The 13,780-nt window shown below is 61.7% G+C and carries 11 protein-coding genes; 7 read left to right on the top strand and 4 right to left on the bottom strand.

Features of this window, described 5'->3' with window-relative positions; genetic code table 11:
• Window positions 1-38 precede the first annotated feature (38 nt).
• The 4 genes from J4E42_RS28005 to J4E42_RS27990 all read right to left on the bottom strand — a co-directional run bounded on the left by J4E42_RS28005 (window position 39) and on the right by J4E42_RS27990 (window position 4,178).
• Window positions 39-980 (bottom strand): LysR family transcriptional regulator, encoded by a 942-nt coding sequence (locus J4E42_RS28005; RefSeq protein ID WP_008029067.1) that lies wholly within the window; start codon window positions 978-980, stop codon window positions 39-41.
• A 69-nt stretch (window positions 981-1,049) separates the two neighbouring features.
• The gene (locus J4E42_RS28000; protein WP_192225918.1) at window positions 1,050-2,579 is read right to left on the bottom strand and encodes a tripartite tricarboxylate transporter permease; all 1,530 of its coding nucleotides are present in this window, start codon (window positions 2,577-2,579) and stop codon (window positions 1,050-1,052) included.
• Window positions 2,576-3,109, bottom strand: a complete 534-nt coding sequence (locus J4E42_RS27995; RefSeq protein WP_008029063.1) for a tripartite tricarboxylate transporter TctB family protein — start codon at window positions 3,107-3,109, stop codon at window positions 2,576-2,578. The genes J4E42_RS28000 and J4E42_RS27995 overlap by 4 nt, the downstream gene beginning before the upstream one ends.
• A gap of 52 nt (window positions 3,110-3,161) precedes the next feature.
• A complete protein-coding gene (locus J4E42_RS27990) occupies window positions 3,162-4,178 on the bottom strand; it encodes a tripartite tricarboxylate transporter substrate binding protein (protein WP_207286669.1) in 1,017 nt (338 codons plus the stop codon).
• 490 nt (window positions 4,179-4,668) lie between these two features.
• On the opposite strand from J4E42_RS27990, the gene J4E42_RS27985 reads away from it, so the two are divergent.
• From J4E42_RS27985 to J4E42_RS27955, 7 genes are all read left to right on the top strand, one after another.
• Complete coding sequence (locus J4E42_RS27985) at window positions 4,669-6,009, top strand: MFS transporter (RefSeq protein ID WP_207286668.1); 1,341 nt, start codon at window positions 4,669-4,671, stop codon at window positions 6,007-6,009.
• The gene (locus J4E42_RS27980) at window positions 6,002-6,958 is read left to right on the top strand and encodes an amidohydrolase (RefSeq protein ID WP_008029057.1); all 957 of its coding nucleotides are present in this window, start codon (window positions 6,002-6,004) and stop codon (window positions 6,956-6,958) included. The genes J4E42_RS27985 and J4E42_RS27980 overlap by 8 nt, the downstream gene beginning before the upstream one ends.
• Window positions 6,955-7,959, top strand: a complete 1,005-nt coding sequence (locus tag J4E42_RS27975) for a 4-hydroxythreonine-4-phosphate dehydrogenase PdxA (RefSeq protein ID WP_008029054.1) — start codon at window positions 6,955-6,957, stop codon at window positions 7,957-7,959. The genes J4E42_RS27980 and J4E42_RS27975 overlap by 4 nt, the downstream gene beginning before the upstream one ends.
• Window positions 7,960-8,468: 509 nt before the next feature.
• A complete protein-coding gene (locus J4E42_RS27970; RefSeq protein ID WP_008043481.1) occupies window positions 8,469-9,794 on the top strand; it encodes an MFS transporter in 1,326 nt (441 codons plus the stop codon).
• A gap of 33 nt (window positions 9,795-9,827) precedes the next feature.
• Entirely contained in the window at window positions 9,828-11,003 is a 1,176-nt protein-coding gene (locus J4E42_RS27965) for an L-rhamnonate dehydratase (RefSeq protein ID WP_008043480.1), read from the top strand.
• A gap of 53 nt (window positions 11,004-11,056) precedes the next feature.
• Entirely contained in the window at window positions 11,057-12,052 is a 996-nt protein-coding gene (gene araD1 / locus J4E42_RS27960; RefSeq protein ID WP_207286667.1) for an AraD1 family protein, read from the top strand.
• A 135-nt stretch (window positions 12,053-12,187) separates the two neighbouring features.
• Window positions 12,188-13,768, top strand: coding sequence for an aldehyde dehydrogenase (NADP(+)) (locus tag J4E42_RS27955; protein WP_207286666.1), 1,581 nt, complete (start codon window positions 12,188-12,190; stop codon window positions 13,766-13,768).
• The last annotated feature ends 12 nt before the right edge of the window (window positions 13,769-13,780 follow it).

Below are 13,780 nucleotides of genomic sequence, written 5' to 3'. Positions count from 1 at the left end.
GTTACCGAAGCAACGGATATATACGCATACCCAAAGGCCTACTTACTCAACGCATGCTCAGCCCGCACCGAATTCATAAACGCCTGCATCGCCGAAGACTGAATACGATGACGCCGGGTAATCAACCCATACGGTGGCAACCGCGCTTCAAACTTGATCGGCAACACCGCCAGCAAATCACGCCCCGGATAATCCTCGACCACCGACACCGGCGTCACGCCGAGCATGTCGGTCTGCTGGATCAACGACAGCAAGGTCATGATCGACGTGGTTTCAACAATACTGCTGGGAATGTCGACCCGCGCATTGTGAAACACCTGATTGATGATCGCGCGCATCGGGCTCGGTTGCTGTTGCAACACCCACGTCATGTTCTGCAATTCCGCCCAGCTCAGGTTCTTCTCCCGAGCCAATGGATTCTGCGCACCGGCAATCACGCACAGCTCCTCTTCACCCAAACTATCGAACAGCAATTCTTCGGCCCGCGCACCCGCCGGAATCCGCCCCAACACAATGTCGAGCTGATCCTGCAACAGTGCCTGCACCAGTACATCACTGGTGTCGACCTGAATGCTCATCGACAACCGTGGATGGCTTTTCTTCAAGGTGGCAATGGTGCGGGTCAGCAACCCCGAGGCCAACGCCGGAATCGCCCCGACGGCGACACGCCCGAGGTTGCCGGATTCCAGGGCGACCAGTTCTTCACGCATGCCGCTGAGTTCGGCAAACACCATGCGCGCGTAGTAGATGACGGTCTCCCCGAACGGGGTAGAGCGCATGCCCCGAGGCAGACGTTCGAAGAGTTCGACGCCGAGCAAGTCCTCGGCCTCGTGCAACATCTTGGTCGCTGCCGGTTGGGTCATGCCGATGTGGTCGGCGGCGCGGCGCAGCGAGCCGAGTTCCTGCAACGCCAGCATCAACCGCAATTGGCGCAGACGCAGTCGACTGTGGATCACATTGGCATCAGGAATTCGGGTCATGGGCCGCGCTCGCGAAAAAGACTGCGGCAAGCCTGACAACAAATGTCAGGCGTTGCCAGCATTGCCGTGTCACAGCACCGATTTGGTCTTGGCGACGTGAGGTTTGCGCAGGCCCATCAGGCTGCTCAACCCTTTGGAAATCAGCGGCCAGAACAGCATCAGCAGCGCCGCCGTGGTCAGGCTGCCCACCAGCGGGTTGGACCAGAAAATCCCCAAGTGGCCGTCAGAAAACAGCATCGATTGACGGAACGCATCCTCAGCCTTGTCGCCCAGCACTGCCGCCAACACCAGCGGCGCAATCGGGTAACCGAGTTTCTTGAACAAGTAACCCAGCGCGCCGAAGCCCAGCATCAGCACCACGTCGAAGAACGAGTTGTGCACCGAGTAAGCACCGATGGCGCAAACCATGATGATGATCGGCGCAATGATCGAGAACGGAATGCGCAGGATCGAAGCGAACAGCGGCACGGTGGCCAGCACCACGATCAGGCTCACCACGTTGCCCAGGTACATGCTCGCAATCAGGCCCCAGACAAAATCGTGCTGCTCGACGAACAACGTCGGGCCAGGGTGCAAGCCCCAGATCATCAAGCCACCGAGCATCACCGCTGCCGTAGCGGAACCGGGAATGCCCAAGGTCAGCATCGGTAGCAGGGCGCTGGTGCCGGCGGCGTGGTCAGCGGTTTCCGGGGCGATCACGCCTTCGAGTTCACCCTTGCCGAAGTTCTCGCGATTCTTCGAGAAGCGCCGCGCCAGGCTGTAGCTCATGAACGAGGCCGCCGTCGGGCCGCCCGGCGTGATGCCCATCCAGCAACCAACCAGCGTGCTGCGCACAATCGTCCACCAGTAACGCGGCAACTTGGCCCAGGTACGCAGAATCACCATTGGTGTAATGCGCGCATGCTCGCCGCGAAACACCAGGCCTTCCTCGACCGTGCAAAGGATTTCACCGATGCCGAACAGGCCGATCACCGCCACTTCGAAGCTGATGCCCGTCATCAGGATCGGCTGGTCGAAGGTCAGGCGCAGGTTGCCCGATACGGTGTCCATGCCGACCGCCGCCATGGCGAAACCGATCATCATCGCCACCACGGTTTTCAGCGGCGGGTTCTTGCTCATGCCGATGAAGGTGCAGAACGCCAACAGGTACACCGCGAAGAACTCCGGTGAACTGAACGACATGGCGAATGCGGCGATCTTGGTCGACAGGAACGTCAGCAACAACACCCCGGCCAATGCGCCGATCAGTGCCGAACTGAAGGCGGCGGTGAGGGCTTCGGCGGCGCGACCTTCGCGGGCCATCGGGTAGCCGTCGAAGGTCGTCGCCACCGATGAGGGCTCACCGGGGATGTTGAACAGGATCGAGGTGATCGAGCCGCCGAACAACGCACCCCAATACATGCACGACAGCAGAATGATCGCCGACACCGGCGACATGGTGAACGTCAGCGGCAGCAACAACGCCACGCCGTTGGGGGCACCGAGGCCGGGCAGTACGCCGACCAGAATGCCCAGTAGCACGCCGATCACCATCAGGCCGATGTGGCCCGGGGTCAGGATCAGGTTCATGCCTTGCAGCAGGGAATCGAACTCGCTCATTTGAAATTTCTCCCGGCCAGGGCAATCCAGTCGCCCATCGGGCCGGCATCCAGCGGGACCTTGAACCACAGCGCGAAAATCAGGTAACTGGCCAGCACCGCGCCAAGGGACACGCTGCCGATCATCAGTTTGCCGTAAGGCTTGGCGCGGACCTTGTCACGCCACATGAACCAGGCGATGAAGCAGGCCGACGCCACGTAGATGCCGGTGAACGGCATGGCGCCCACGAACAGCGCAATCGGGATGAACACCGACAACACTTGCTTGAACGCACTGCGGCTGACGAATGCAATGCTCAGGGCGTGCCAGCGCACCAGGGTCAACACGCCGTTGGCCACGCTTGCGGCGCTGAGCATCAGGCCGATGTAGAAGGGGAAGTAACCCGGCTCGGGGCCGGAATCGCCCCAGCCGATACCTTGTTCGACACTGCCGAACATCACCACCACGCCGATCAGCGCAGTGAAGACAGTCAGGCCGAGTTCGACCCAGCGGGTACCGACCAGCGCCGGTGAATCCGAAGAATGGGACATGAAGACACCTCCAGAGGTGACGGCCGTGCGCAGGCGGACGGCCGTCGGCAACTCAGTTTTTCAGCCAGCCGGCTTCTTTGAACACCGGGGTGACGCGGGCGGTGTCTTTCTCAATGTAGGCGGTCAGCGGCTCGCCTTCGAGGAAGGTGGGCACCAGTGCGTTCTGTTTGACGTAGGCCTTGAACTCCGGGGTTTCGGTGACTTTGCGCATCAGCTCGACATAGAACGCCCGTTGCTCGGCGGTGACTTCGCCGGGCATGAACACGGTGCGCGGGAAGCGGTACTGATCGATGCCCAGGCCCTGTTCGTGGCAAGTCGGCACGTCGGCCCAGGATTTGTCGCCGGCGACTTTCTCGGTGTAGCTCATGCGCTCTTTACTGAACACGCACAGCGGCTCGACCTGATCACCGCGCCATTGGCTGATGCTTTCGCTGGGGTTGTTGACGTTGGCGGCGATGTGTTTGCCGGCCAGTTGGGTCGCGGCTTCGCTGCCGCTCTTGAACGGGATGTACACCAGTTTGCTGTTAGTGGTCTGGTTCAACAGCAGGGTCAGGGTCTGATCCACGTCCTTGGACTGGCTGCCGCCCATGCGCAGGTTCGACGGGTCAGCCTTGACCGCTTCGTAGAAGCCCTTGGCGTCCTTCCACGGTGCGTCTTTGTAGCTCCAGAGAATGAAATCGTCCTCGGCCACGGCGGCGATGGGGGTCAGTTCCTGCCATTGGTAGCCGAGCTTGGACACCAGCGGCAAGAGGTAGATGTTGTTGGTGCCGATCACCAGTTTTTCCGGATCGCCCTTGTTCATTTTCAGGTCGAGGAAAGCTTCGGCACCATTGCCGCCGCCCTTGTTGAGGACGATGGTATTCACGTCGAGCAGCTTGTGGGTGGTGATGATCGACTGGATCAAACGGCCGAGCTGGTCGGTGCCGCCACCGGGACCGCCAGCGACGACGATTTCGACGTTCTTGTCTGGTTGCCAGGCTGCATGAGCGAGAGCGGGAAGGGCGCCGGCGGCGACCAGCGTGCAGCCAAGAAACAGACGGGATGTGCGACGGACGAATGCATTTCGCATGGAAGGGCCTCGTTTTTGTAGTTGTTATGAGTGACTTGTCAAAGCGGTAAAGCTGCAAGCCTGGCCCGAGTGTGGGAAGCCGCAGGCGTCGCGTCTAGTCAAAACAATACATACACCGATAGCCTGGGGTTATAGCTCAGGGCGGGGAAAATCGTGAAGATCGCCGCAGGCCTTGCGCCAGAGCAGTTTGAGTGGAAAGTGTGTGCAGGCCTTATCCATTGAAAGCCCCCTGAAAGCAGGGCATGACATAACCCGAGGCTATCGCCTTATTTCAAGTTTTGATTAGACGGTTATCAGTGAGCCTTCGATAGTGCTCACCAATGCCGTGAAAAACGCGGCAAAACGCGAACCCTGTAGGAGCCGGCTTGCCGGCGATAGCGGCGTATCAATCAACATTGATGGTGCCTGACACACCGCCATCGCCGGCAAGCCGGCTCCTACAGGTCAGCGTTTGCAACTTCACAAAAATAATAAATTCGAGGTACGCACCATGGCTCGTCCCAGTGCTTCCCTGCAATTGCCCGGCGCAGTTGCCCAACCCGCCGCAGCGGCCACACCGCTGACCGGCACCACCAAGGCCAGCAATGTGCGCTGGCGGATCTTCGCGATCATCTTCGCGCTGACCATGGTCAACCTCATCGACCGGGTGTCGCTGTCCATTGCGATGCCGACCATCGCCCATGAGTTTTCCCTGTCGCCGAGCATGCAAGGCCTGATCCTCAGCAGCTTCTTCTGGGCCTATGCGCTGTTGCAGATTCCCGGCGGCTGGATGATCGACCGCTTCGGCCCGCACCGGGTCATCAGTTGGTCCACCGGGTTGTGGGGGACGTTTCAAGTGTTGGCGGCATTTGCCACGGGCGGCTTGTCATTGTTGTTCGCCCGCGTTGCACTCGGTGCCGCCGAGGCTCCCTTGTTCCCGTCGGGCGGCAAATTGATTTCGTTGTGGCTGGCGCCAAGCGAGCGCAGTCGCGGCGCGGTGCTGATGGACAGCGGCAGCCCGTTGGGCGTGGCGTTGGGCGGGCTAATCATTGCTTATCTGATCGCGTCGCTGGACTCATGGCGCCTGGCGTTCGTGATTGCCGGTATCGCGACGCTGGTACTGGCGTGGCTGGCGCGGCGGTATCTGCGCGATGACCCGGCCAGTCACCCGCAAGTGAATGCCGAAGAACTCGAGAAGATCAACGCCGGGCGCGCCACGCCGGCAGCCAAAGCGGCGCGAGTGCCGGTCAAAGGCCTGGGCATTGCGGCCCGTTCCCTGAGCGGTTTGCTGATCGGCCGCGCCAGTTGGGCGATGGTGTATTTCGGCTTGCTGACCTGGGGCCCGAGTTATCTGGCGCAGGCTCGCGGCTTTGATATCAAAGGCATTGGCGCGGCGACCTTCGTGATTTTTGTCTGCGGTGCGCTCGGCTCGTTGACCGGTGGTTTCCTCTGCGACGGGCTGATCCGCAAAGGCGTCAGTCGCGGTGTGGCGGTCAAGAGCCTGCTGGCGTTTTCCGGTCTGGTGGCTCTCGGCGCGTTTCTGTTGTTGCCGACCCTGACTAACCCTTTTGCCGCCGTGGCGTTGTTGGCCATGACTGCGTTTTTCCTGATGTGGGGCAGCCTCTACTGGAGCTTCCCGGCATTGCTGGCGGCGCCGGCGCGGGTCGGCCTGATCGGCGGCGTGATGAACATGGCCGGCAGCACGGGCGGGATTGCGGTGCCGATCCTGGTCGGCGTGATCCTGCAAATGGCCGGTGGATTCGCGCCGGTGCTGGGTTTCTTTGCGGCGTGTTCGGCGGTCTTCGTTTTCGCCACGCTGTTCATCAGCCTCGACGAGGTGCGCCATGACTGAGTTGTATACGGGGCCGATCATCGACGCCCATCACCACTTCTGGGACCCGACGATCAATCACCATCCGTGGCTCGCGCCTGAAGCCAGGATCCCGTTTCGCTACGGTGACTACAGCGCGATCAAGCGGCGCTATTTTCCCGACGATTACTTCGCCGATGCCGGGCCGCATAACGTCGTGCAAACGGTGTACATCGAGACCGAATGGGACCCGCAAGACCCGATTGGCGAAACCCGATTCATTGAAGGTTTGGCGGCGCGTTATGGCGTACCGAATGCAATCGTCGCGCAGGCCTGGCTCGATCATCCGGACGCCATCGCGGTGCTCACCGAGCAGGCGAGTTTCAAGTGCGTACGCAGCGTGCGCCACAAACCCGGTGGCCCGACTTCGACGGCGCAGGTGGGCCATCTGCGCAGCCTGATGAGCGATGAACACTGGCGCCGCAGTTACGCCGCGCTGCAAGGGCTGGGGCTGCATTTCGATTTGCAGACACCCTGGTGGAACCTCTACGAAGCCGAACGGCTGGCCCGGGACTTTCCCGGCACCACGCTGATTCTCAACCACGCCGGGTTGCCCAATGACCGCAGCGCCGAAGGCCTGGCGGGATGGCGTCTGGCGATGGCACGACTGGCCGAGTGGCCGAACGTGCAGGTGAAGGTTTCTGGCCTGGGCCTGAAAGGGCAGGCGTGGCGCGCCAAAGACAATGCCTGGATCGTGCGCGAAGTGATCGCCATGTTCGGCACCGAGCGAGTGATGTTCGCCAGCAACTTTCCGGTAGACAGCCTGTGCGGCTCGTTCGACGACATCTACAGCGGTTTCAAATCCATCGTTGCTGACCTGCCATGGGCGGATCAGGAGCGCCTGTTCTACAGCAACGCGCAGCGGGTTTATCGCTGCGAGCCTAGCGCCATTGACCGTACATGGCCCGAACCCTTGAGGAGTGAAGCATGAGCAAGACAACCATCGCCATGGTCCTGGGCGACCCGGCGGGCATCGGCCCGGAACTGATCGCACGCCTGCTCGCCGAGCCTCAGGTTCGCAGCCAGGCCAACGTGATCCTGATTGCCGACGAGGCGGAAATGCGGCGCGGCATGCGCATCGCCGGGGTGGAATTTCCGTACCGTCGCGTCGAGTCGCTGGATCAGCTGTCATTTGTCGATGACACGCCGTTGTTCTATGACTTTCGCGGCGACACCATCGGCGAATTCCCGCGCAGTGAAGCCAGCGTTATTGGTGGCCGCTACAGCCTCGACACTCTGGAAAAAGCCCTGCGCCTGACCGAGGCCGGCACCACCGGCGCTGTGCTGTTCGGGCCGCTGAACAAGACCTCGCTGCACATGGCCGGCATGGCCCACAACGACGAGTTGCACTGGTTCGCCGAGCTGCTGGATTTCCACGGGCCATTCTGTGAATTCAATGTGCTCGACAACCTCTGGACGTCACGGGTGACCTCGCATGTGGCCTTGGCGGAGGTGCCGGGCATGCTGACGCAAGCGCGGGTGGTGGAAGCGATCCAGCTGATCGACACTGCGCTCAAACGCAACGGCCTGGCGAAACCGCGCATCGGCGTGTGCGGCCTGAACCCGCACAACGGCGACAACGGCTCGTTCGGTCGAGAAGAACTGGACATCATCGGCCCGGCCGTACGTTCGGCGCAGGCGTTGGGGATTGCGGCCGAAGGTCCGTACCCGGGCGACACGATTTTCCTCAAGGTGCAGGGCGATGCGAGCGCCTTTGATGCGGTGGTGACGATGTACCACGACCAGGGACAGATCGCGATCAAGTTGATGGGCTTCTCCCGTGGGGTGACGGTGCAGGGCGGCTTGCCGATCCCCATCACCACACCGGCCCATGGCACCGCGTTTGATATCGCGGGGCAGGGCAAAGCCAACCCCGGCGCGATCCGCCAGGCCTTCGAAATCGCCTGCCGGATGGGCACCAACCACTACTGACCCCCCACAAAACTCACTGACACACGCAATCCCCCTGTAGGAGCCGGCTTGCTGCGGGCGGCGTTCCGACGATAGCGATCCGACAGACACCCATAAGGCGACTGTCAGACCGCTATCGCCGGCAAGCCGGCTCCTACAGTAATGCGTGGTGCTGCCAGGTTGTTCAATCAACGCAAAACCCCATGTGGGAGCGAGCCTGCTCGCGATAGCGCTCTATCAGTCACTGCAATGTGCCTGTCAGATCGCCTTCGCGAGCAGGCTCGCTCCCACAGTTGTTTTAGGGGGCGCCTGATAACTCGATCTAGGCAATAACCGCACTTACCTATCACCCCAGGTTATCGATGGATGTGCATAAGTGATTATCCGCCGCCCTGTGCGCTGGCTAAAGTCGCTCCATCGAATGACCAGAGCCGGCCACCCGAGCCGCCTCGATCGCACGATTCTACAACTACAAAAAGCCCGCCTTGTCACTTCCGCAAGGCACATACCGGCAGCAAAGGAACCTTCACATGACTCGTCCAGATTTCGCCCTGGCTCTGTCCAGTGCCATCTCCAAAAGCCGGCTGCGTCTGCTGCCGTTTCTGATCCTGATGTACATCCTCGCCTTCATCGATCGCTCCAACGTCGGCTTCGCCAAAGCCGCGTTGCAGGCCGACACCGGTTTGGGCGATGCCGCGTTCGCGTTCGGCGCGAGCATCTTCTTCATCGGCTACGCGTTCTTCGAAGTGCCGAGCAACTACATGCTGCACCGCCTCGGCGCGAAGGTCTGGCTGTGCCGGATCATGGTCACCTGGGGCCTGGTGTCGGCGGCAATGATGTTCGCCCACAACGCCGAAACCTTTTACGTCCTGCGCTTCCTGCTGGGTGTCGCCGAAGCCGGTTTCTTCCCGGGGATCATCCTTTACCTCACCTACTGGTTCCCGGCACAAAGCCGTGGTCAGGCGCTCGGTCTGTTCTATTTCGGCTTGCCCCTGGCGCTGGTGCTGGGCAGCCCGCTGTCGGGCTGGTTGCTGGACTTCCATGGCGTGTTCGGCCTGACCAACTGGCAATGGTTGTTCGTCGTCGAAGGGTTGATGGCGTCGGTGGTCGGCATCGCTGCGTACTTCTATCTGGTCAACCGCCCGGCCGATGCCACGTGGTTGAGCGTCGATGAAAAGCAGGCGCTGCAAACCGCGCTCAGCGAAGAAGACGCGAAGAAAAAAGACAGCAGCCCCCATGGTTTTCTCAGTGCGCTGCGCAACCCTCGGGTGCTGCAATTCTGCCTGGCGTATTTCACCATTCAGATGAGCGTGTACGGCGTGGTGTTTTACCTGCCGACGCGCATCGCCGGGCTGCTCGACGGCCACGTCGGCCTCAACGTCGGCCTGATCACCGCGATACCGTGGATCTGCGCCCTGGTCGTGACCCGTCTCGTCACTCGCTACGCCGACCGCACCGGGCAACATCGTCGCCTCGCCGTGTGCATGCTGACCATGGCCGCCCTCGGCATTGCTGCCTCGGCGCTGGGCACCAGCATGGTTCCGGTGGTCATCGCCTTCTGCTTCGCCGCTGCCGGTTTCGTCTCGGTGCAGCCACTGTTCTGGACCATTCCCACCAGCTACCTCAGCGGTGCCGCCGCAGCCGGCGGGATCGCCCTGATCAACTCCATCGGCAACCTCGGCGGCTTCGTCGCGCCGAACCTGAAAACCGTGATGGAAACCAGCTTCGCCGACCCCCGCGCCGGCATGTTCGCCCTGGCCCTGGTCGGCATTGTCGGCGCCGTCCTGTTGTCCCGACTTCGCAGCACCCACACCCCTAAATCCCCCTCGCAGCTCACACCGGCTCAGGTTGGCTGATCACTACCCAAGCGTTAGCAAGGAATTGAATTCATGAAAATCAAAGCAATCCGTACCCGCGTTTTCGAGTGGAAAGGCAAAGTCGTCCCACCACAAGCGCACTTCTGCACCAACGCCAGCGACATCCTGTTCGAACGTGGCGACGCCATGGGTTCGTTCCGTTTCCACGGCTGGCTGGTGGTGGAAGTCGAGACCGACACCGGTCTTGTCGGCATCGGTAACTGCGCCTTGGCGCCACGCGTTGCCAAGGAAATCATCGACACCTACCTGGCGCCGATTGCGATTGGTGAAGACCCGTTCGACAACGAATACATCTGGCAGAAGATGTACCGCCAGAGCCACGCCTGGGGCCGTAAAGGCATCGGCATGGCGGCGATCTCGGCGATCGACATCGCGATCTGGGACATCATGGGCAAAGCGGTCAACAAACCGGTGTTCAAGTTGCTCGGTGGCCGCACCAAGGAAAAGATCTGGACCTACGCCTCCAAGCTCTACGCCAACGACAACCTCGACCTGTTCCTCGAAGAAGCCCAGGGCTATCTGAACCAGGGTTTCACCGCGCTGAAAATGCGTTTCGGCTACGGCCCGAAAGATGGCCCGGCGGGCATGCGCAAGAACATCGAACAAGTGCGCGCACTGCGTGAGCTGGCCGGCCCGGACATCGACATCATGCTCGAATGCTACATGGGCTGGACCCTGGAATACGCACGGCGCATGTTGCCGAAACTCGCCGAATTCGAACCGCGCTGGCTCGAAGAACCGGTGATCGCCGACGACATCGAAGGCTACATCGAGCTGAAAAAAATGGGGATCATGCCGATCTCCGGTGGCGAGCACGAATTCACCTCCTACGGTTTCAAAGACCTGCTGGAACGCCGCGCCGTCGACGTGATCCAGTACGACACCAACCGTGTGGGCGGCATCACCGCTGCGCGCAAGATCAACGCCATGGCCGAAGCCTGGTCGGTGCCGGTGATTCCGCACGCGGGGCAGATGCACAACTATCACCTGACCATGTCCACCACCGCCTCGCCGATGGCCGAGTTCTTCCCGGTCTTCGACGTCGAGGTCGGCAACGAACTCTTCTACTACGTGTTCAAGGGCGAGCCGCAACCGGTCAACGGCTACATCCAGCTCGACGACAACAAGCCGGGCCTGGGCCTGGAAATCTCCGATGAATACCTGAGCGACTTCAACATCATCGAGTGACCTTGAGGCGCCGCTCGTGAGCGGCGCCATTCACGACTTTCTGGAGGGCCGTCATGCGCCTGATTCAATTTGAAAACACTGCCGGCGAGCGCCAGGTCGGCGTCGTCGAGGGCTCGCAGGTCCAGGTGCTCAAAGGCACCCGGAGCACTCGTGAACTGGCTCTCGCGGCGATCCGCGCCCAACGCAGCCTGCAAGAAGAAGTGGCCCAACGCGGCACTGAACCTGGCCCGGATTACGCGCAACTGTTGCAGCAGGGCAAAGTCCTGCCGCCGCTGGATCACGAAGACCCGGCGCACTGCCTGATCAGCGGCACCGGCCTGACTCACCTCGGCAGCGCCTCGGCGCGGGACAAAATGCACCAGCAGGATGGCGCCGTTGAGGCCGGCATGACCGACACCATGCGCATTTTCAAGTGGGGCCTGGAAGGTGGCAAACCCGCAGCCGGACAGGTCGGCGCGCAGCCGGAATGGTTCTACAAAGGCGACGGCAGCATCGTCGTGCGCCCCGGCGCGGATTTCCCGGTGCCGCCGTTTGCCGAAGATGCCGGGGAAGAACCGGAGCTGACCGGCCTCTATGTGATTGGCGATGACGGTCTGCCGTATCGCGTCGGTTATGCGCTGGGTAACGAGTTCTCCGACCATGTCATGGAGCGGCGCAATTACCTGTACCTCGCGCACTCGAAACTGCGTTTCTGCGCCTATGGTCCGGAGCTGCGCGTCGGTGAGTTGCCTAAACACCTGGCGGGCACCAGCCGCATCATCCGCAACGGCGAAACCCTCTGGGAAAAAGAGTTTCTCAGCGGCGAAGACAACATGTGCCACAGCCTCGCCAACCTCGAATTCCATCACTTCAAATACGCGCAGTTTTTGCGTCCGGGCGATGTCCACGTGCATTACTTCGGCACTGCGACGCTGTCGTTTGCCGACGGCGTGAAAACCCAGCCGGGGGATCGCTTCCAGATCAGCCTCGACGCGTTTGGCGCGCCGTTGGAAAACGGCATCGGCGAAAGCGCCCAGCCGTTGGCCATCGGCCACGTGCGTTCGCTCTAAAAGCCGGCGGAACATCCGCCCTTGTAGGAGCCGGCTTGCCGGCGATTGCGTCCGAGAGATCGATGCAAGGCTTGAAGGCCAATCGCCGGCAAGCCGGCTCCTACAGGTCTGTGCCAATCGATCAGGAATTACCTCATGACTATGTTACTTGGACACAACTACATCGGCGGACAGCGCAGCGCCAACGGCACGTTGCAACTGCAAAGCCTCGATGCCACCACCGGCGAGCCGCTGCCCGGCACCTTCTTCCAGGCGACTGAAGCCGAAGTGGATGCGGCCGCCAAAGCCGCCGCTGCGGCGTACCCGATCTACCGCAACCTGAGCGCGGAAAAACGCGCGGCGTTCCTCGATGCCATCGCCGATGAAATCGATGCGCTGGGCGATGACTTCGTCGCCACGGTCTGCCGGGAAACGGCACTGCCGGCCGGGCGTATCCAGGGCGAACGCGGGCGCACCAGCGGCCAGATGCGCCTGTTCGCCAAGGTCCTGCGGCGCGGTGATTTCTACGGTGCGCGGATCGATCGGGCCTTGCCGGATCGCCAGCCGTTGCCACGCCCGGATCTGCGCCAGTACCGCATCGCCATCGGCCCGGTGGCGGTGTTCGGCGCCAGCAACTTTCCGCTCGCTTTTTCCACGGCGGGTGGCGATACCGCTTCGGCACTGGCCGCCGGTTGCCCGGTGGTGTTCAAGGCGCACAGCGGACACATGGCGACCGCCGAACGGGTCGCGGACGCCATCATCCGCGCCGCCGAACGCACCGGCATGCCGGCCGGTGTGTTCAACATGATTTATGGCGGTGGCGTCGGTGAGTGGCTGGTCAAGCACCCGGCGATTCAGGCGGTGGGCTTCACCGGTTCGCTCAAGGGTGGCAATGCCCTGAGCCACATGGCCGCGACCCGGCCGCAACCGATCCCGGTGTTCGCCGAAATGTCGAGCATCAACCCGGTGTTCCTGTTGCCCGAAGCCCTCGCCGTGCGGGGCGAGCAGATCGCGGCGCAACTGGCCGGTTCGGTGACCTTGGGTTGCGGGCAGTTCTGCACCAATCCGGGTTTGGTCATCGGTTTGCGTTCGCCACAGTTCAGCGCTTTCCTTCAACAGTTCTGCGCCAACATGAACGAGCAGCCGGCACAAACCATGCTCAATGCCGGCGCGCTGGTCAGCTACAGCCAAGGCCTTGGGGAATTGCACGAACATCCGGGGCTGACACACCTGGCGGGCAAACCGCAGCAGGGCAATCAGGCGCAACCGCAGGTGTTCAAGGCCGATGTCAGCCTGCTGCTCAAGGGCGATGAGTTGCTTCAGGAAGAAGTGTTCGGGCCGACCACCATCGTCATCGAAGTCGAAGATCGGGCGCAGCTCGCGGCGGCGCTGCACGGCCTGCGCGGGCAATTGACGGCGACGCTGATCGGCGAGGCCGAAGAGCTGCTGGAATACCGCTGGCTGGCGCAATTGCTACAGGAAAAAGTCGGGCGGATCTTGCTCAACGGCTATCCGACCGGGGTCGAAGTCTGTGAGGCGATGGTGCATGGCGGGCCGTATCCGGCGACGTCGGACTCTCGCGGGACGTCGGTGGGGACGCTGGCGATTGATCGATTCCTACGGCCGGTGTGCTTCCAGAATTACCCGGATGCGTTGTTGCCCGAGGCGTTGCAGAACGCGAATCCGCTGGGGATTCGGCGATTGGTGGATGGCGAAGTGAGTCAGTCACCTTTGTAGTTGCCTGAACCA

This window comes from Pseudomonas sp. FW300-N2A2, assembly GCF_017351735.1.
In the GTDB taxonomy this organism is placed as follows: Bacteria; Pseudomonadota; Gammaproteobacteria; order Pseudomonadales; family Pseudomonadaceae; genus Aquipseudomonas; species Aquipseudomonas migulae.
The sequence above is the reverse complement of the archived record's forward strand: the minus strand, read 5'-3'. Positions and strand labels throughout refer to the sequence as shown.

Excerpts from the sequence above, each read along its gene's own strand:
- J4E42_RS28005 (WP_008029067.1), bottom strand. The coding sequence starts at position 980 with ATGACCCGAATTCCTGATGCCAATGTGATCCACAGTCGACTGCGTCTG.
- J4E42_RS28000 (WP_192225918.1), bottom strand. The coding sequence starts at position 2,579 with ATGAGCGAGTTCGATTCCCTGCTGCAAGGCATGAACCTGATCCTGACC.
- J4E42_RS27995 (WP_008029063.1), bottom strand. The coding sequence starts at position 3,109 with ATGTCCCATTCTTCGGATTCACCGGCGCTGGTCGGTACCCGCTGGGTC.
- J4E42_RS27990 (WP_207286669.1), bottom strand. The coding sequence starts at position 4,178 with ATGCGAAATGCATTCGTCCGTCGCACATCCCGTCTGTTTCTTGGCTGC.
- J4E42_RS27985 (WP_207286668.1), top strand. The coding sequence starts at position 4,669 with ATGGCTCGTCCCAGTGCTTCCCTGCAATTGCCCGGCGCAGTTGCCCAA.
- J4E42_RS27980 (WP_008029057.1), top strand. The coding sequence starts at position 6,002 with ATGACTGAGTTGTATACGGGGCCGATCATCGACGCCCATCACCACTTC.
- J4E42_RS27975 (WP_008029054.1), top strand. The coding sequence starts at position 6,955 with ATGAGCAAGACAACCATCGCCATGGTCCTGGGCGACCCGGCGGGCATC.
- J4E42_RS27970 (WP_008043481.1), top strand. The coding sequence starts at position 8,469 with ATGACTCGTCCAGATTTCGCCCTGGCTCTGTCCAGTGCCATCTCCAAA.
- J4E42_RS27965 (WP_008043480.1), top strand. The coding sequence starts at position 9,828 with ATGAAAATCAAAGCAATCCGTACCCGCGTTTTCGAGTGGAAAGGCAAA.
- araD1 (WP_207286667.1), top strand. The coding sequence starts at position 11,057 with ATGCGCCTGATTCAATTTGAAAACACTGCCGGCGAGCGCCAGGTCGGC.
- J4E42_RS27955 (WP_207286666.1), top strand. The coding sequence starts at position 12,188 with ATGACTATGTTACTTGGACACAACTACATCGGCGGACAGCGCAGCGCC.